Below are 19,966 nucleotides of genomic sequence, written 5' to 3' on the forward strand. Positions count from 1 at the left end.
ATCGTCAAGCCTTACAGGCGGTGCAAGACGAATTACCAAAGTATTTAAATGAGCATGGTTTTGAGCTTGAACGTGGTGAAAAAGGGTCAGAGCGTAAAAGTTTAACGGTGCTTGAATATAAAAAGGCAAAGGACGAATTAAAAGAGATGACTACCACGCTGAAACAACAGATCAAAACTAAATCAAAATAGTCTAAACCGCTTTTAGCAAGTGATTCATCTAAGCCCACTTTGGTTTCATAATATCCATCTGTCATTGTTTTCGTAGTAATAAAGACATCTTCTCGCTTTAACTCACTCTCGCGAATGGCATCCCCAACTTCTCTTTCATTGTTATAGTATTGTGCCGTATCAATTAAACGATACCCATCTTTAAAAGCCGCTAAAACCGCCTTTTTTGTTTCAGCTGGTAAAATTTCGTAAGTTCCAAATCCTAAAATAGGAATTTTTACTCCACTATTTAAAGTCAAACTCTTCATTTTATTCTCCTCCTTTTTTATATTCCTAAACTAGTTTCCTTAACTATACAACAATTCAAGGAAAAACAATTAATTTTGATATCTAATTTTTAAACAATGATAAAATAAGAATGTCAAATTTGGAAAAGAGGATTAGATGATTACCGAGTTATTATTTGCATTAGCACTTTCCAGTGTAATTGCGTCTTGTCATTATGGTTACATTGCATACAAAAAGAAAAGTATTTTTGGTTTATTAATTGCAATGAATTTATTGGAAATTTTTGGACAGATTTGTATTCAATTTCTAAGTACATATAATGTAATTGTTATAGACCAAACTCAAAATTTCATAAACTTTTTACTTAATTATTCCTGCGCACGCATAAGAAAAGCATTGAGAACTATCTTAATGCTTTTTACTTTATATCAATATAAAAAAACTCCCCTAAAACTCGTCAGAGTTTTAAAGGAGTTTTAAACTAATTAGATCTAAAATACAATCTAGTCTTTCTTCTTATGAGAACCTAAAACAGAAATTAATCCAGCGATACCAACTGCTAAAAGTCCTAAAGCGACTAATCCTTCATTTTGTTTACTACCAGTTTGAGGTAATACCTTCTTATTTTTAGCAATCTTATTAAATTACTATCAGATTTTGGATTTTGTGCATTTAAGGAAGTAGAGTTAGATTCCTTAGTAACACCCTTGCGATTAGCATGTGAACTAGTATGTGTCTTTTCTACTTGGTTAACATTATTAGAATTTTGGCTTGTATCTTTCTTACTAATTACTTTATTTGGAACTTCAATACTATTAATTCTCTCTACACCTTGATCCATAGCATTCTTAACAGTTGTAGCCTCAGTTGCATTATTAATTGCTTCTTTTGCTTTATCTGCAACTGCAGTAGCTTGATCAATCAAGTTTTGCTTTTCTTTATTAGACAAGTTTGAAGCGTTATTAATATCTTTAATCTTATCTTTCAATGCATTGTCAATTGTATTAATTGCTTCTTGCTTAGAAGTTGAATTACTTGAGATCACAATCTTATCAATTGCTTCAATTCCCTTATTCTTAGCATCTTCTACTTCTTCAGATGTACTTGCATTATTAATTGCTTCCTTAGCCTTATCTGCAACTGCAGTAGCTTGATCAATCAAGTTTTGCTTTTCCTCATTAGTTAAGTGTGAGGCATTATTAATTTCACTCACTTTATTATTCAGTGAATTATTAATAGAATCAATAGCTTGGTTTTTATCTTGTTCAAGTGTTGTTTGATCAGTATTTGTTTGATCATTGTTGGAAGGAGTATTGTTGTCAATTACTTGTGCTGGCACAACAATTGCATTGATCTTCTTTACACCTTCGCTTGCGGCTTCTTGAACAGCGCTATTAGTTTTAGCAGTATTTACAGCGTTCACAGCATCTTCGGCAGTCTTATTGCTTGAGTGATTAATTCATTTCTTTCACTTTGTGGTAAATAGTTGCCTTATTAATCTCATCAAGTTTATTAGTTAATGCATCTTGAATTGCATTCAAAGCTTTTTCTAACGCAGAATCGAGACTTGGGATATTAATGCTATTAATTTCCTTAACACCTTCATCTGCCGCTTTTAAGGGCCGCATCATTGCTCGTTGCATTCTCAATATTCTATTTGCTTTCTCTGCGGCATCCATTAGCCTGATTAATTAAATCTTGCTTAGTAGCAGTATCTAAGTTTGGTGCATCTTAATCTGCTTAGTTTTGCTTTCTAAGGCATCAGCAATTGGCTTGTTTAGCATTATTCTTAACTTCATCCAACTTGGAACTTTAACATCAAGGGATATCATGGATACCTTTATCTTCCACATCCTTCACAGCCTGATCATCTTTTGCACCGTTATTGCAGTAATAGCATTATCAGCAATTTGATCAACTTGCTTAGTCAACTTATCTTTTTCGTCTTCACTCAGATTGGTTGCACTATTGATTTCTTCTTTTTTAGCCTCACGAACTTCGTTTAAGAGCATCATACTATCTTGCTTCTTTTCACTAAGACTTGGAATTTCAATATTAAGAATTGCTGCTACTCCATCTGCGCTTGCCTTATCAGCTTCAGAATTAGTTGTAGCTTTATTAATATTATCAAGAGCCTTATTATACTCAGTATTAACTTGTTGAGTTAACTGATTCTTTTCCTTAGCAGTCAAATTAGTAGCATTACTAATTTCGGTAAGTTTAGTAGTCTTAGCTTCATCTAAGGAATCAATTGCATTTCGTTTGTGATCATCTAATCCAGGCACCTTGGTATTGACAATCTCATCAATACCTTCTTTTTCATCCTTAGCATATCTGCATTAGTGACATCATGATTGATCTTATCTTTAGCTTTATTCGCACAATTTCAGTTACTTGATCAATAAGATCGTTCTTTTCCTTATCGATAAATTAGATTGATCGTTGATTTCCTTAGTTTTATCTTCCCAAGCATCATCAATCGCCTTAGAAGCATTCTTCTTAGCATCGTCTAAACTTGGCACCTTGATATTGGTAATCTTTTCGATTCCTCTATCTCTTTCCTTAGGCAACATCATCATTAGTAGTTGATTGATTAATCTTATTTTTAGCTTCGTTAGCTGCATCTTCAGCTTGTTTAATAAGATCATTCTTTTCTTTATCAGTTAAATAAGTTGCATTATTGATCTCATCTTCTTTTTGCTTAAGAACATCATCGATCAATTGAGTGGCATCTTGTTTAGCATTATCTAAACTTGGAACTGTAATGTCTGCAACAGCTTTCACGCCGTTATCAGTAGCTTGGTTGACTGCTTCATCACTAGTAGCCTTCTGAATATTATCCTTAGCATTTTCAGCTTCTTGAGTAGCTTTATCAATTAGATCTTGTTTTTGCTTATCAGATAGGTTACTTGCATCGTTGATTTCTTGAGTCTTGTTAGCTAAAGCATTATCAATTGCTTGATTTGCATTATCTTTGGCTGGAGAAGTTGTTGGAACTTGAATGTTATTAATGGTATCTACACCAGTATTCTTAGCATCTTCAACACCAGGAATAGTAGTAGCTCCATTAATTGCATCTTTTGCTGCTTGAGCTTCTGCGTCCACTAAATCATTCAAGTTCTTAGCTTCATCAGTAGTAAGTGGCGCTTTAGAAATTTCATCTTTCTTAATAGCGGCAGCAGAATCAACAGCAGTTTTAGCAGTTACTTTGTCAATATCTAATAAACCAGCATTTGTAGCATTCTGAACGCCTTGGTCATCTGTAGCATTAGCAATATTGTTCTTAGCATTTTCTGCATCTTTATCAACCTGACCTTTGGCTGCTTGTTTTTGATCATCAGTTAAACCAGGAGTTGCATCGATTGCCTTTTTAGCTTCATCAGCAGCTTGATCAATGGTATTAGCTGCTTGATCTTTAGATGAGGACGTTGTTGGAATCTCAATATTATTGATATCACTAATACCATTTTCTTGAGCTTCTTTTATCACTGCATTTGTTGTTGCCTTGTCAATATTAGCATCAGTTTGAGTAACAATATTGTTTACTTGATCTACTAATTTTGATTTTTCTTCTTTAGTTAAGCTTGAGGCATTGTTAATAGCTGTAATCTTATCAGTAGCAGCCTTTTGTACAGCTTCTTTAGCAGCAGTTTTGGCAGGAGATACAGATGGCACTTCAGTATCATTGATATTCTTGATGCCACTTTCTTGAGCGCTGCTTACAGCTTCTGGAGTAGTGGCATTATTGATTGCTTCTTTAGCATCTTGAGCCTTTTGATCGACTTCATTATTTAAAGCCGCCTTTTCTTCATCTGTTAATGATGATTTAGAAATTTCTGCTTTCTTACCAGCTACTGCGTTATCGATAGCAGCGTTGGCAACATCTTTATCAATTACTAATTTTCCATCATCAACAGCCTTCTTAACATCATCATTAGTCTTAGCATTGTTGATGGCATCTTGCGCTTTCTTAGCGTCAGAGTCAATTTGATCCTTAGCCGCTTGTTTTTGCTCGTCAGTTAAGTTGGTATCTTGATCAACTGCCTTCTTAGCATTTTCAACTTCGTTGTTAAGATCAGTTGTTGCTTGTTCCTTAGTAGTTGATTTAGTTGGTACTTCAATACTATTAATTGTCTTAACACCGTTGTCTTGCGCTTCAGTTACTGCTGCATTAGTAGTTGCATTATCAATGGCTTGATTTGCAGCACTTTGAGCATCACTAACTTCTTGCTTCAATGCAGATTTTTCTTCGTCTGTTAAGTTGGAAGAATCGATTACATTGTTCTTTGCGTCTGCAGCTTCGGCTACTGCTTTCTTAGCTGCTTCTTTGGCAGCTGATTCGGTTGGTACTTCAGTATCATTGATCTTCTTAATACCATCTTCTTGTGCAGTAGTTACAGCCTCTGGAGTAGTGGCATTATTGATAGCATCTTTAGCAGTATTTGCCTTTTCATCGACTTCATTGTTTAAAGCAGTCTTTTCTTCAGCTGTTAATGATGATTTAGAAATTTCTGCTTTCTTACCAGCAGCTGCATCGTCGATGGCCGCATTAGCGACATCCTTATCAATTGCTAATGTACCATCATCGATTGCATTCTTGACGTCATCGTTAGTCTTAGCAGTATCAATCGCTTCTTGAGCCTTCTTAGCGTCAGAGTCAATTTGATCTTTAGCAGCTTGCTTCTCTTCATCAGTCAAGTTGCTATCTTGGTCGATTGCCTTCTTAGCTTCATCAACTGCGGTATTAAGGTCACTTGTTGCTTGTTCTTTAGCATCTGACTTAGTTGGTACTTCAATAGAATTAATTGCTTTAATACCATTATCTTCTGCTTCGGTTACTGCGGCATTGATAGTTGCATTATCAATTGCAGTATTAGCAGCATTTTGTGCATCAGCAACTTCTTGCTTCAATGCAGATTTTTCTTCAGCTGTTAAGTTTGAAGAATCGATTGCATTGTTCTTAGCTTCGGCAGCTTCTGCTACTGCTTTCTTAGCAGCTTCTTTCGCTGCTGATTCAGTTGGTACTTCAGTATCATTGATCTTCTTAATACCATTTTCTTGTGCAGTACTTACAGCTTCTGGAGTAGTGGCATTATTGATTGCGTCTTTAGCAGCTTGTGCCTTTTCATCTACTTCATCGTTTAAAGCCGCCTTTTCTTCATCAGTTAATAGTGATTTAGAAATTTCGTTCTTCTTACCAGAAACTGCATTATCGATTGCTGCATTAGCAATATCTTTATCAATGGCAAGCTTACCATTATCAACAGCCGTATTAACCTCATCATTAGTAGTAGCATTATCAATTGCTTCTTGAGCCTTCTTAGCGTCAGAGTCAATTTGATCTTTAGCTGCTTGCTTCTCTTCATCAGTCAAGTTGTTATCTTGATCGATTGCGTTCTTAGCTTCATCAACTGCAGTATTAAGGTCACTTGTTGCTTGTTCCTTAGCAGCTGACTTAGTTGGAATTTCAATGTCTTTAATTGCAGCGATCCCGTTTTCTTTAGCAGTTGTTACTGCTTCATCAGTTGTTGCCCTGGTAATATTTGATACTGCGTTACTGTATTCTGCTTGAACTTTATCTTTCAAGCTGTTCTTTTCATCAGTAGTTAAATCAGTAGCATCATCAATTGCCCTATTCTTAGCATCACGTGCTACATTCAATTCTCCAATAGCTTCTTGCTGCTTCTGAACTAAGGTTGGAATAGTAATGTTATTAATATTATCTAAACCGGCTGTTTCTGCACTCTTGACTGCATCATTAGTTTGAGCGCCCTTAATTTCCTTAGTTGCATCATCGGCAGCTTTATTTGTTTGATCAACCAAAGCCTGCTTTTCTTGATCAGTTAAGTGAGTAGCGTTGTTAATGTCATTCAGCTTAGCATTCTTAGCACTTTCAATTGCATTAAGAGCATCTGTTTGTGCACCGTCTAGAGTTGGAATAAATAGATCAGTAATTTGCTTGATTACGTCATCACGTGTTGCAGTAACTGCATCATTTGTAGTAGTTGATGAATCATTAATCTGAGCAATTGCATCGTTAGCAATTTTATCTACTTGATCACTTAATTCTTTTTGTTCTTCAGCACTTAAGTTAGATGCAGCAGAGATTTGCTTATTCTTAGCATCTTGAACTTGTTTAATTGCATTAATTGCATCTTGTTTAGCTTGAGCTAAGCTTGGAACAGTCACATTAGCAATATCTGCAATACCCTTATTCTGCGCGTCAGTCACAGCATCATTGGTAGTTGCATTGTTGATATTGTCTTTTGCATTTTTAGCTACTTCACTTGCTTGATTGATTAAGTCTTGCTTTTCATCAGTGCTTAAGTTAGATGCATTATTAATTTCATCTGTCTTAACTTGCAAAGCATTGTCAATTGCAGTATTTGCAGCCTTCTTAGCATCTTCTAGTGAAGTAAAGGTAATACCTTTAATGTTATCAATCCCAGCATTTGCTGCATCGCGAGCATCATCGTTGGTAGTTGCATTTTCAACATTATTCTTAGCAGTAGTTGCTGCTGCTTTTGCCTGATCAACTAATTTTTGCTTTTCAGTATCATTCAAGTTAGAAGCATTGTTAATCTCATTTACTTTAGCGTTCAATGCGTCATCAATAGCTTGGTTAGCATTCTTCTTAGATTCATCAAGACTTGGAATAGTAATGTTTTCGATGTTTTGAACACCAGTAGTTGCAGCAGCTTTAGCATCGTCATTTGTTTGAGATTGGTTGACGTTGTTAATTGCTTCAGTTGCGGCATTAGTTGCATCATTGATCAAACTTTGCTTTTCATCTTGAGAAAGGTTAGAAGCATTGTTGATTTCGTCAGTCTTGGCATCTAAGGCCTTGTTAATTAGATCAATACTTTCCTTCTTAACATCAGACAAGTTTGGAACTGTTACATCAGCAATTGCTTTTTCACCATTTGTTTGGGCAGTATTAACATCGACATTAGTAGTAGCATTGTTGATATTGTTCTTAGCTACATTGGCTGCTTCAGTTGCTTGATTAATTAAATCAGTCTTTTCTTGAGTGTTGATATTAGATGCGTTGTTGATTTCGTCGGTCTTCTTTTGAAGAGCATCATTGATGGCAGCAATGGCCTTATCTTTAGCGGAAGAAGTGGTTGGAATTTCGGTATTAGTAATTTCATTTACACCGTTTGTTTGTGCAGTAGTTACTTCTTCAACAGTAGTTGCGTTAGCAATATTTTGTTTTGCATTATTTGCTTCAGAATTAATTAAATCAGTGTAAGCTTGTTTTTCGTCAGTAGTTAGTGGATCTTGAATTTCCTTAAGCTTACCAGCAACTGCATTATCGATTGCTGCGTTAGCAACTTCTTTATCAATTGAAACCTTACCGCTGTTAACGGCATTGTTTACCTCATTGTCAGTCTTAGCACCGTTGATCGCATCTTGAGCAGTCTTAGCATCAGAGTCAATTTGGTCTTTAACTGCTTGCTTTTCTTTATCTGTTAAGTTGTTATCTTGATCAATTGCTTTCTTAGCATTTTCAACTTCGTTGTTAAGATCAGTGATTGCCTTTTCCTTATTTGCTGATGTTGTTGGGACTTCAATGTCGTCAATTGCACTAACGCCCTTGTTTTGTGCTTCAGTCACTGCTGCGTTTGTAGTTGCATTATCAATTGCAGTATTTGCAGCGTTTTGAGCTTCAGTTACTTCTTGCTTCAATGCATCTTTTTCTTCAGCTGTTAAGTTTGAAGTATCAATTGCATTGTTCTTTGCTTTTGCTGCTTCGGCTACTGCCTTCTTAGCTGCTTGTTTAGCTGTTGATTCAGTTGGTACGTCAATATCATTGATATTCTTAATACCTTTTCCTTGAGCAGTAGTTACAGCTTCTGGAGTAGTGGCATTATTGATTGATTCTTTAGCAGCTTGAGCCTTTTGATCGACTTCCTTGTTTAAAGCAGTCTTTTCTTCAGCTGTTAATGGTGATTTAGAAATTTCGTTCTTCTTACCAGCAACTGCATTGTCGATAGCTGCATTAGCAACATCCTTATCAATTGCTAATGTACCGTCATCGATTGCTTTCTTAACATCATCATTAGCCTTGGCAGTGTTAATTGCTTCTTGAGCAGTCTTAGCATCAGAATCAATTTGATCTTTAGCTGCTTGTTTTTCTTCATCTGTTAAGTTGCTATCTTGATCAATTGCTTTCTTAGCTTCATCAACTGCGGTATTAAGGTCAGTTGTTGCTTTTTCCTTAGTAGTTGATGTAGTTGGTACTTCAATACCATTAATTGCATTCACGCCATTGGTTTGTGCTTCAGTTACATCTTCTGGAGTAGTGGCATTATTGATTGATTCTTTAGCAGTATTTGCCTTTTCATCTACTTCATTGTTTAAAGCAGTCTTTTCTTCATTAGTTAATGGTGATTTAGAAATTTCGTTCTTCTTACCGGCAACTGCATTGTCGATAGCTGCATTAGCAACATCCTTATCAATTACTAATGTACCATCAGCAGCTGCCTTCTTAACATCATCATTAGTCTTTGCATTATCAATTGCTTCTTGAGCAGTCTTAGCATCAGAATCAATTTGATCTTTAGCTGCTTGTTTTTCTTCATCTGTTAAGTTGCTATCTTGATCAATTGCTTTCTTAGCATTTTCAACAGCAGTATTAAGATCAGTAATTGCCTTTTCCTTAGCATCTGATTTATTTGGTACTTCAATACCATTAATTGCCTTAATACCTTTGTCTTCTTCTTCAGTCACTGCTGCATTTGTTTTTGCATTGTCAATTGCTTGATCTGCAGCGGTTTGTGCTTCAGTAACCTTTTTCTTCAAGGCTGCTTTTTCTTCAACTGTTAAGTTTGAAGAATCAATTGCATTAGTCTTTGCTTTTGCTGCTTCGGCTACTGCCTTCTTAGCTGCTTGTTTTGCTGCTGATTCAGTTGGTACCTCAGTATTAGTGATATTCTTAATACCTTTGTCTTGAGCAGTAGTTACAGCTTCTGGAGTAGTTGCAGCCTTAATTGCTTCTTTAGCAGCTTGAGCCTTTTGAGCTACTTCATTATTCAAAGCAGTCTTTTCATCAGTAGTTAAATTATTAGCTGAATTAATTTCTTCTAATTTCTTAGTTAAAGCCTTTTGAATATCTTCAGTAGCAGCATTCTTAGCATTTGTAAGGTTAGTATCACCATTCAAGCCATTGATTGCATCAGTAATAGCCTTGGCTGCATTGTTTACTTCTGCCTGAGTTGCATTAGTATTCTTTAAAATCTCTTGACCAGCAGTAATTGCATTATTAAGAACTTCTTGATTTGCTTGGTCGGCGTTAGTATAGTTGCCAGTTTCCTTAGCATTATTGGCATTGGTTAAAGCTGTTTCCAAGGCTTCAGTATTAGTGGCCTCGCCTTTAAGGTTATCTTTTGCTGCATTAATTGCATCTAAAGCATTCTTAACATCACTTGCAGATGGATTTGCCTGATCCAAAACTGCTTGACCAGACTTAATTGCATTATTGTATGTTGTTTGGGCTTCTTCACTACCGTTGTAGTATGCAGACGTATTTCTTACGTTTGGTGCATCTTTGACAGCAGCTTCTAAGGCAGCCTTGTTTGCGGCTTCAGTCTTGGCATTCCCATTTAAGTTACTATTTGCAGTTTCAAGATCTTGGAGAGCTTGGTTTACTTCTGCTTGAGTTGCATTAGTTTTATCTAAAACTGTTTGTGCATCTTTAACTGCATTATCATAAGCGGTCTTTTGAGTTTCGTCTGCATTAGTATAGTTATTGCTTTCTTTTACAGTTGCAGAATTGTCAACTGCTTTTTGAAGCGCTGACTTATCAGTTGCTTCACCCTTAAGATTACCCTTAGCAGTATTAATGTTCTTTAAAGCATCAGTAATTTGAGTAGCAGTTGCATCTGGATTATCTAAAACTGCTTGACCAGACTTAATTGCATTATTGTATGCTGTTTGGGCTTCTTCACTACCGTTGTAGTATGCAGACGTATTTCTTACGTTTGGTGCATCCTTAACAGCAGCTTCTAAGGCAGCCTTGTTTGCGGCTTCAGTCTTAGCATCGCCATTTAGCTTACTATTTGCAGTTTCAAGATCTTGAAGAGCTTGGTTTACTTCTGCTTGAGTTGCATTAGTTTTATTCAAAACTGTTTGTGCAGATGTAACTGCATTATCATATGCAGTCTTTTGAGTTTCGTCTGCATTAGTATAGTTATTGCTTTCTTTTACAGTTGCAGAATTGTCAACTGCTTTTTGAAGCGCTGACTTATCAGTTGCTTCACCCTTAAGATTACCCTTAGCAGTATTAATGTCCTTTAAAGCATCAGTAATTTGAGTAGCAGTTGCATCTGGATTATCCAAAACTGCTTGACCAGCAGTAATTGCATTATTATATGTTGTTTGGGCTTCTTTACTACCGTTGTAGTATGCAGACGTATTTCTTACGTTTGGTGCATCTTTGACAGCAGCTTCTAAGGCAGCCTTGTTTGCGGCTTCAGTCTTGGCATTCCCATTTAAGTTACTATTTGCAGTTTCAAGATTTTGAAGAGCTTGGTTTACTTCTGCCTGAGTTGCATTAGTTTTATCTAAAACTGTTTGTGCAGCTGTAACTGCATTATCATATGCAGTCTTTTGAGTTTCGTCCGCATTAGTATAGTTATTGCTTTCTTTTACAGTTGCAGAATTGTCAACTGCTTTTTGAAGCGCTGATTTATCAGTTGCTTCACCTTTAAGATTACCCTTAGCAGTATTAATATCCTTTAAAGCATCAGTAATTTGAGTAGCAGTTGCGTCTGGATCAGCTAAAACTGTTTGACCAGCACTGATTGCCTTATCATAAGCAGTCTTAGCTTCATCAGAGCCATTGTAGTATGCAGCATCATCTGATTTCACAGTAGATGCTTCATTAACTGCTTTTTGAAGTGCTTCCTTACTTGCTGCTTTCTTAGCATCACCATTCAAAGCAGCTTTTGCATTATTAATGGTAGTTAATGCATTATCTACCTCAGTTTGAGTAGCATTATCGTTACTCAAAACTGTTTGACCTGCGCTAATTGCATCAGTATAGGCTTTTTGTAAATTAGAATCAGCATTAGTGTAGTTATCGCTTGATTCTACTGTTGATGCTTGGTTAATAGCATCTTGAAGTTCAGTCTTGTTGGTTTCTTTACCAGTTAAAGCTTTTTGAGCATTTTGAATGGCAGTTACGGCATCATCAACGTCACCTTGATCGTAATTATTTGGATTATCAAGAATAGTTTTACCATTTGAAATTGCATCAGTATATGCCTTTTGAGCTTCTTCAGTAGCATTGTAGTAACTTGGCTTTGCTTCTTCTGCTGGAGCAGCATCTACTAATTCTTGAAGAGTAGCAGTATTAAGCGCACGTAATGCTGCTACGCTTTTAGTTTGAGCAGATTCAACGAAATCTTTTGTAGCAGTAACTGCAACTTGTGCATCATCAGTCAACTTGCTTGCAAGCTTGGATAAATCAATAGAGAAGTTACCACCAGTTGAAGCAGTTTGTGCAGCGTAATCAACATTGTTTGAAGTTACTGTTTTATTAGTTTTGGTGTACACAGTGTAATGTCCTACTACTGGCACATTAGTGCTTACCCCACCAACGGTAACAGTTACATAAATTGGATTGTCACTACCACTTGAAGCTACAGTACCAGTCAATACATTATTCTTACTTAAATGAAGGTTAGATAGAGTAACGTCCTCACCAGCTTTAACTAAGCTAATCAAGCTCTTGTTAGCCAGTCCCTCTGCTACTTGATTAACCGTATTTTTATCTTGTGCAGTAATTGTGTAAGAAGTAGCATTACCATTTCTATCATAAGTTACATCAATTTTGCCCAAAGGCTGTGATTCGTTTCCATCAGTAACCGTCTTAACACGACTGAAATTAATAGTACCATTTTTAATTAGTGACTTACCATTACTGGTATTTGCGGAGAGATCAATAGTAAATGAATCTGGTTGGTCAGAAGTGAAAGTACTACCGCTTGAAAGATTAATTGCAGTTACAGCTCCAGTACCGTCACCGCTAATCTTGAAAGTAGAGTGAGGATCTAACTTAACCGTCCCCTTACCATTAACAGAAATTAGACTTGAACTATAGTCTCCAAGATTTGTAGCATCTAATACGAAACTACCACCATTTCCAACATTAATATTTGCACTTCCATTGATGTATACTGGAACACCATTGCTTTTGCTTGCACTTGGTGTGCCATTTGAATTGATAACTAATTTACCATTTACATTAAGAGCAGCATCAGAATTTAAATATAATGCTCCTGCAACATCTTTATCGTCATCTACCTTTTCAGTATTAATAGTTAAAGTTGAATTTGGATCAATATTAATTGTCATCTTTGCATTGGCAGCAATAGCACGAGCAACATACCCAGTTCCAATTCCATTACGACTTTCAGGATTACCTTTAGAATGTGGATTAATTGCTACATTTGCACCGTCTTTTACATCAATTGTTGTGGTCCCACCATCAATTTCAAGAGCATTAGCATCTTCTGTTGTTAAGGTCACATTACTGTTTTCATCAAAAATAATTTGATTTGTTCCACCTTCAAATTGAAGAATTTGCTGCCCACCGTTTTGTTGAGTATCGCGGGTCTTACCATCAAGTGGTCCTACATAAGAGGAAACAGAATTTGCAGTAATATTATTCTTAAATGTTAAGGTTGAATTAATACTTGGTTTAGTATAGATAAGTTGTGAACCAGTAAAGTTAACATTATTAAATGTGTAGCCACCAGCATTATAAACAAGGCCCCAGTAACTACGAGCATAAATATTCAAATCTTTAAAGGTTACGGAATTCTCTGTATTCATATCAAATGAATATCCAGAGAAATCAATTGTACGTTTTTCTTCTGGATTATCTGATTGAATTACAATATTACGCTTATTCTTGATATTAATTTCTGTATACTTCTTATCTGTTTGGTCCGCTAAATTAAGATTTTTAGCAACATTAATAGTAGTAGCAGTACCATTTTCAATTGCATTAATAAATCCCTTAGCATCACTAACTGTTACGGCATTAGGATCTTGATCTTCTGCTATTAAGGATGTCAATATAGCTCTATCTTTATCAGATAAAAGCATAGCTCTATTTTTAACAGATAAAGCACCAATTTTTTCACTTTCAACTATACTCATATTATTTGTTAATTGATGCTTAGTATCCTCTAGATTTAAAGCAACTGTATTAGCACCAACATCTTTAGACGGTTCTACTTTATTAACAGTAGGGACTTCTAATTCGATAGTATCTGACTTGGCATTCTTTTGATTAACCTTGGAATTTGCATCTTGTGAAGCAAGTGTAGAAGAATTAGTATTCTTTTGACTTAGAGTATCACTAGTATTGTTCTGAATTTCGGTAGAAGTTGTATCATTCTTACCTACAGATGCGTTTTCAGTTTGAGTAGCCTTAGAATTTTCAACTGTTGTAGCAGTTGGTGACTCATTGGCGTTATCAACAATTTTTGGTTCATCAGCTGTTTTAACTGAAGGTGAAGTTTGCTCATGCTTATCTTGAGATTCAATCACATTCTGCGAAGTAGCCGTACTTCCCGTTTCTAAAGAAGAATCCTTTTTTAATTCAGAGTTATCCTTCTCAGTTTTTACAGTATTATCTGTTGAACTAGGTTGTGTTTTTGCTTGATCATCAGCACTCTTTACTGCTTTATCAGCAGTTTCAACTGAGTTTTTTGCGTTTTCATTACTTTCAGTTTTCTCTGATTGAGTACCAGAAGTTACATCTCGTTGAGCATCCCCACTGCCCTTTGAGTCATCAGTATTATTTTTAGAATCATTATGATTATTACTTTCCACTACCTTATTACCATCTTCTTTTGACGGTTCAGTAGCGGATTTTTCAACTACAGGAGCATCATCAGTGGTAGCAGCTGATGCACTTTGTGCACCATACATAAAAAATGACACCCCTACCAAAACAGAGGTAGCTCCAATAGTTAGTTTTCTAATAGAAAATCTTTGTTTTTCATCTCTATTTTTTTCTTCTCTCAATTTTATATTTCTCTTTGAAAACATTATAGCCTTCTCCTTATTACAATAAATAACTTTGATTATTCATGGTCTATATAATAACATCATTTACTTAAACATTAAACAATATTAGCTTGAAGTCATTATTTTATTTTTTATAGTTATAACGTTATTTGGATTTTCTTATGTTTAATAAAAACATAGCTAATAGTTTTCTTTTTCGAAAACTACTAGATCTCCCATTTGCTATAATTTATTTGATATTTAATATTATGAAGGGACGTCGAGGTTATGAATCAACCATTAATCAAACTAGTTCTAAAAATATGACGATCTTCTTTATTGAAGAAAAAAGACCAAACGAAACAGGAAATTTATTAATTTACTTGCATTATTTTATTCTGTTTGGTCTTAGCCTAATTACAGTATCCCTAAAATTCATTAGTGAAGAAAATGCCAACTTGATTTTTGCAGTCTCTTGTTTATACGGCGAAATGTTCCTATTTTATTTTATATTGGTTTAACTATTGCGGTTCGCTATAATAAACCCCAATATAATTCAATCAATAAACTTAATTTATTTAGGTGGATCATAACTTTACTAATAGGATACGTAATCAGCCTTTTGATGCCACAATTATTTGTTATTATCTGTTGTACAGCAATTATCAGTCTTTTTAATGCAGGGATGAAAGTTAGAAATATTAGTACTTTTATTTAGGTAAGAATCCTGAAAAGAACTATACTAAACTTAGAAAGAAGGTAATCCTATGGCTGCGATAGATGAAGAGTATAGAATCAGAAATGATATCAAAAACATTTTGTATTATGATCCTGAAATTAAAAAGAATACTGAATTAATGAATATTTTTAGGATCGCTTATGAAAGAAGAGATGCCGGTAAACCAATGCGAGAAGTTGCTCTTGCATTAGATAAATCACTGGCAGCTTATATTACTAATCATAAGGAAGTTCCTGAAAGTGTCATCAGACTTCACAAGAATATGATGGAGCTTAGTGAAATCGACCACTAATTTTATTAAAAAAGCCAGAGCCTTTTTGAAGCTCTGGTCTTTTTTATGGACGCCGATCTGCTGGTGTTCTTCGACGAGATTGTTGCTCTAAAATATAACGTTGGATTAATTCAATTACTTGACTGTTTTGTGGCAACGCCGAATGTTGAGCCAATTTACCTGTAACGGTAATCTGAGTGTAGCTTTTAGCTGTGCCTTGATAAATATATTTTCTAGCTTCTACACCAGATACAGGCACAAGCACATCAGCCACATAGTTCTGCGTTCCCGCTCCCGAATACATAATTAAATTATCCGGAATATTCTTTCTATTTGCACCCAAAATATATGTGGGACAACTATTTTTTAAAAATTAAAGGGCGCACATAGGTGCACTTTTAATGAATTATTTACTATCTGAAACGATAATTAATGACTTAATAGCTTCACGTTCATCCATTGCTTCATAAACATCTTGAATATGATCTAAGTCAAAACGCTGAGTGAATACCTTTCCTGGATCAATTTCAGCTTCAAGAACCGCTTTTAACAAAACATTCTTGTCGTAAGTTGTGACATTAGCAATACCACCGCGAAGACCGATGTTTTTCCAGAATAAAGTGTTGGAAGATGGTTCAGTTTGAGGAACACCTACACGACCAATAACAGCACCGGGGCGAGCAATTTTGCCAGCTTGTTCAATTACGCTAGTAGCCCAACACATTCTTGAACAGCATCAACACCAACACCGTTAGTCAATTCCATAATTTTCTTAACAGCATCGTAACCACGTTCCGAAACAATGTCAGTTGCACCAAATTCACGACCGAGCTTAGCACGATCTTCATGGTGACTAAGTAAAATAATGCGACTAGCTCCTAATAAACGAGCACCAATTACACCACAAAGACCAACCGCACCATCACCGATAACAGCAACAGTGTCACCTTTTTTAACTTCGGCACTAACTGCTGAGTGGTAACCAGTCGCCATCACATCAGCTAAAGTTAAGAAATTATTCAATTGAGCATCAGTATAGTCTTCTGGCTTGCCTGGAATCTTAATCAAAGCCCAGTTTGCATGTTCAAAACGTAAATATTCACCTTGCGTTTACACCTTCAGTTGGATTCAAACATGAACCATCAAAACCAGCCCAACAAGCTGCACATCTACCACAACCATGAGTAAATGGCACGATTACAAAGTCACCTGGGTGAATTGCAACTACATCTTTACCTATTTCTTCAACAATACCAATAGCTTCATGACCAACAAATGATCCAGATTCTCTCTTAGAAATTCCACGATACCACCATAAGTCAGAACCACAAACACAAGCACGTACAATTCTAATAATTGCATCAGTTGACTTTTCAATCTTCGGTTTTGGCATTTCTTTAACTTCCATTTTACCGGGTTCTACAAAAACTGCTGCTTTCATATAATATCCTCCTTAAAAAGTTGTTAGTTCTTTAGTTTATATTAACAACTCAAAAAATACATTGTTTAAATCGTATAGGAGTTGTACGTGGAATGTATAACAGATTTGGAAAAGCTAAATATTAATTATTAAATATCTATAATTCTTTTTATAGATATTCCAGTAACGATGTGATACTATACACTAAATGTATAGTGAGGCAAAAAACATGATAGATTTAGAATTATTAGAAGAATTAGTTGTCTTTCAAAAATATGGAACTTTGAGTGCAACTGCTGAGCATTTAATGATTACTCAACCAAGCGTTACACGAGGAATGAAAAGATTAGAGCAAGAATTGGGTGTTGAGCTTTTTAATCGCCAAGTAAATCGTATAACTTTAAATGAAACTGGCGAGCTTGCTGCATCAGAAGCTAAGAAACTGCTTCAGGCAGAAAATGATTTTACCGAAAAGATTTTAAACTTCAGTAAAATGCAAAACTATATTAATATTGGTTCGGTTGCTCCCGGTCCACTATTGTTAACTGAAGCAAAAAAAGACGATTTCAAAGAGAAACTAACTTTCAACCATCAATTAGTTTCCCAAAATCATGTTCTTTCAGATTTAAGAACATATAAGGAGAGGCTCATCTTTACCGCTGAAGAATTCGACGAAGAAGATATTGAATCTATGTACTTAGGTACGGAAGAACTAGCCGTTCGCATTGACAAAATGAACCCTCTGGCCCAAAAGAAGAGCGTCACTTTCAAAGATTTAGCCGGGTTGAGCTTCTTAGTAGTTCAAGATATTGGGCCATGGGTTCAAGTAATTGAAGATCATATTCCAGAAGTACAATTTTTATATCAAAAAGATTTGCCAGCTTTAGATGAATTAACACACTATTCCAATTTTCCAGTTTTTAGAACAAACCTAACATTAGCAACTGGTTATAAAGAAAGAGACGATGATAATCGAATTTTAGTACCTATTAAAGATGAAGATAATTATATTGAATTGTATGGTACTTATCTAAAAAATCAAAGATCGGTCATTCAACCTTTCTTGAAAGAATTAGCTAAGAATTGGCCTAAATAGAAGAAAAAGGAGTTCAAGGAAATTTTCTTGAGCTCCTTTTATAGTTAGAATTTTAGAGAAATAGATAAAACATCAACTACCCTAGAATAAATTCTAGGGTTTGCAACTCTCATCTATTTTTATTAGATAGCGGTTATAGCGTCTTGCGACTTCCGCCTCCGAGGCTGCATCGTCGGGCAGTTGACGATGCCCGTTTACCTACCAAGTTTACTCGGCAGATCTTAATTTAGTAAATTTAGGTATTTTAACACCTTTGTGGTACTGTTCGCCCAAGAACTGGATATTCATGGCTGCTAAGCGATCGTCATTGGATTTGTAGCCACACTTATCACAAATGTAGAGATGCAGCTCATGATTCCGGTTCTCCTTGCGGATCCTTCCGCACTTAGGACAGCGCTGGCTGGTAAATCTTGGAGAAACTTTAACAACAGTTGAAGAATTCAAATTAGCCTTGTAAGCTAAAAACTGCTCAAACTGGTAAAAAGTCCAAGAAACCATTTCATAGCGACGCTTTTTGGCAGCTTTCTCAGTCGCAAAGCGGACATTGGTTAAGTCTTCTAAAGCAAAGATAGTATTGGGACCGTAATGATCAACGAGTGTCTTGGTAAGGCGATGATTAACATCGCTTATAAAACGGTTCTCTCGCTGACCGATCTTTTTAAGTCTTCGCTTGGCAGACTTAGTGCCTTTGGCTTGAAGCTGAGCACGGAGTTTCTTATATTTGCGCCTGGTGCGCAATACTTTTTGTCCGCTGCAAAGCAGAGTCTGGCCCTGTTCGTCATAGCAGGCAGCCAAAAAGCGCAGGCCGCGGTCAATCCCAACGATATGCTGGGTCTGCTTTAATTCATATTCAGAAAAGGACGTGGTCGCACTAAGGTGGACATACCAATTATTTTTGAACTGAAGCAGCTTAATTGAGCCAAACTTCCAACGGCTAGCATCAAGATACTGGTCGAAATTTTTGCAGACAAAATCAACTTTCTTTCTCCCCATTAAGGTATTCAAAGAAAGCTGGCTGCTTGTATTTAAATAAGACCAGTCGCGATTGCGCTGAAGATCAAGCTGAAGACGCTTAAACCTAACTGGACGCCAAAGCCAAGTGAGATCACGCGGAATCTGCGACCAGATAGCATGGCCCTGCGCATCTTTTTCCCCAGTATTATAGCGAAACGGTGTTTGCTTCAATTGGGTTTTGATTGTTTTATAGCGAGCAACAACATTTCTGATAACCGATTGAGCCATTTGACTTTTGAGCCCAAACAAGTCTCTCAAATCATGATAAAGGGCTTGATTTAGCTGAGAAAATCGAAACTCAAAATCATGGTCAAAAACATACTGTGAGACGAAGTTGCAGGCATCTCTGTATGCAGTCATGGTTTTTATAAAAGCGTGTGTAGTTTGATCATCAATATTAAGGAGCTTGGCTTTAATCGTTACTGCCTGATCCAAATTATTCACCTCCAAACAAGTGTTTGAAAATGATTATATCATAGAAATTAGAAGAGAAAAAGACAAGATATAAAAAGGCTGAAAGTGCAATTCCTCCCCGGATTAAAATCCAGGGTATCCTTGCTTAATCAGCCTAGAAGGAAAAAGCAATGAAAAACATTTGGAATGAAAGAATAAGTGTCGGGTTAGTAAACATTTACATTCCTCTTAAGTTAAATAAAAACCTTTTAGTTATGGTACCGATAAGAGCAAGACTATCCTTTACATTCCTCTTAAGTTAAATAAAAACAAACCAACTAAGCCACTCCCGGGATTTTCCTAGGGGATTTACATTCCTCTTAAGTTAAATAAAAACGTATCTTTGGTAGGTCATTATCTATAATAGTATTACATTTACATTCCTCTTAAGTTAAATAAAAACTCATCTATATATCTATCTATCTCTCTATAGATATAATTTACATTCCTCTTAAGTTAAATAAAAACTTTGACTCTCTTGCAAAGCTCG

12 protein-coding genes, 3 pseudogenes and 1 CRISPR repeat array (1 of these 16 cut by a window edge) are annotated in these 19,966 nt (G+C 35.8%); of the genes and pseudogenes, 4 read left to right on the forward strand and 11 right to left on the reverse strand.

Translation table 11 applies throughout. From position 1 onward, the window contains the following. A pseudogene (locus KBW87_RS09650) lies at positions 1-125 on the forward strand (plasmid recombination protein); the annotation flags it as partial. Positions 126-169: 44 nt separating this feature from the next. Here KBW87_RS09650 and KBW87_RS08150 read toward each other — a convergent pair. The 8 genes and pseudogenes from KBW87_RS08150 to KBW87_RS08180 all read right to left on the reverse strand — a co-directional run. Continuing rightward, positions 170-478: pseudogene (locus KBW87_RS08150) on the reverse strand (aldo/keto reductase); the annotation flags it as partial. Positions 479-961: 483 nt separating this feature from the next. Continuing rightward, the gene (locus KBW87_RS09655; protein ID WP_369424471.1) at positions 962-1,093 is read right to left on the reverse strand and encodes an LPXTG cell wall anchor domain-containing protein; all 132 of its coding nucleotides are present in this window, start codon (positions 1,091-1,093) and stop codon (positions 962-964) included. Then, the gene (locus KBW87_RS08155) at positions 1,036-1,881 is read right to left on the reverse strand and encodes a DUF1542 domain-containing protein (RefSeq protein WP_255807307.1); all 846 of its coding nucleotides are present in this window, start codon (positions 1,879-1,881) and stop codon (positions 1,036-1,038) included. Before KBW87_RS08155 ends, KBW87_RS09655 begins: the two co-directional genes overlap by 58 nt. A 31-nt stretch (positions 1,882-1,912) precedes the next feature. Further along, entirely contained in the window at positions 1,913-2,101 is a 189-nt protein-coding gene (locus tag KBW87_RS08160; RefSeq protein WP_255807308.1) for a hypothetical protein, read from the reverse strand. A gap of 72 nt (positions 2,102-2,173) precedes the next feature. Continuing rightward, positions 2,174-2,311, reverse strand: a complete 138-nt coding sequence (locus KBW87_RS08165) for a hypothetical protein (protein ID WP_255807309.1) — start codon at positions 2,309-2,311, stop codon at positions 2,174-2,176. A gap of 3 nt (positions 2,312-2,314) precedes the next feature. Continuing rightward, on the reverse strand, positions 2,315-2,743 hold the full coding sequence (locus tag KBW87_RS08170; RefSeq protein ID WP_255807310.1) for a DUF1542 domain-containing protein: 429 nt from the start codon (positions 2,741-2,743) through the stop codon (positions 2,315-2,317). Positions 2,744-2,848: 105 nt separating this feature from the next. Next, a complete protein-coding gene (locus KBW87_RS08175; protein ID WP_255807311.1) occupies positions 2,849-3,028 on the reverse strand; it encodes a hypothetical protein in 180 nt (59 codons plus the stop codon). Further along, a complete protein-coding gene (locus KBW87_RS08180) occupies positions 3,021-14,525 on the reverse strand; it encodes a DUF1542 domain-containing protein (RefSeq protein ID WP_255807313.1) in 11,505 nt (3,834 codons plus the stop codon). Before KBW87_RS08180 ends, KBW87_RS08175 begins: the two co-directional genes overlap by 8 nt. 227 nt (positions 14,526-14,752) lie before the next feature. On the opposite strand from KBW87_RS08180, the gene KBW87_RS08185 reads away from it, so the two are divergent. Further along, entirely contained in the window at positions 14,753-15,004 is a 252-nt protein-coding gene (locus tag KBW87_RS08185) for a hypothetical protein (protein WP_201779839.1), read from the forward strand. Between the two features lie 246 nt (positions 15,005-15,250). Beyond that, positions 15,251-15,514, forward strand: coding sequence for a bacteriocin immunity protein (locus KBW87_RS08190; protein WP_057810481.1), 264 nt, complete (start codon positions 15,251-15,253; stop codon positions 15,512-15,514). 43 nt (positions 15,515-15,557) lie between these two features. On the opposite strand, the gene KBW87_RS08195 is transcribed toward KBW87_RS08190, so the two are convergent. Beyond that, positions 15,558-15,836 carry an alpha/beta hydrolase gene (locus KBW87_RS08195; RefSeq protein ID WP_338108167.1) on the reverse strand — a complete coding sequence of 93 codons (279 nt, stop codon included), beginning with the start codon at positions 15,834-15,836 and terminating at the stop codon, positions 15,558-15,560. A 63-nt stretch (positions 15,837-15,899) separates the two neighbouring features. Then, positions 15,900-16,934: pseudogene (locus KBW87_RS08200) on the reverse strand (zinc-binding dehydrogenase). A 208-nt stretch (positions 16,935-17,142) separates the two neighbouring features. Here KBW87_RS08200 and KBW87_RS08205 point away from each other — a divergent pair. Beyond that, entirely contained in the window at positions 17,143-18,009 is an 867-nt protein-coding gene (locus KBW87_RS08205) for a LysR family transcriptional regulator (RefSeq protein ID WP_057810485.1), read from the forward strand. Positions 18,010-18,216: 207 nt separating this feature from the next. Here KBW87_RS08205 and KBW87_RS08210 read toward each other — a convergent pair whose 3' ends face one another. After that, the gene (locus KBW87_RS08210; protein ID WP_255807315.1) at positions 18,217-19,458 is read right to left on the reverse strand and encodes an RNA-guided endonuclease TnpB family protein; all 1,242 of its coding nucleotides are present in this window, start codon (positions 19,456-19,458) and stop codon (positions 18,217-18,219) included. Between the two features lie 194 nt (positions 19,459-19,652). Then, positions 19,653-19,966: direct repeats of the CRISPR family, unit length 31 nt; unit sequence ATTTACATTCCTCTTAAGTTAAATAAAAACT (it continues 308 nt past the right edge of the window).

This window comes from Lactobacillus intestinalis, assembly GCF_024397795.1.
Classification (GTDB): domain Bacteria; phylum Bacillota; class Bacilli; order Lactobacillales; family Lactobacillaceae; genus Lactobacillus; species Lactobacillus intestinalis.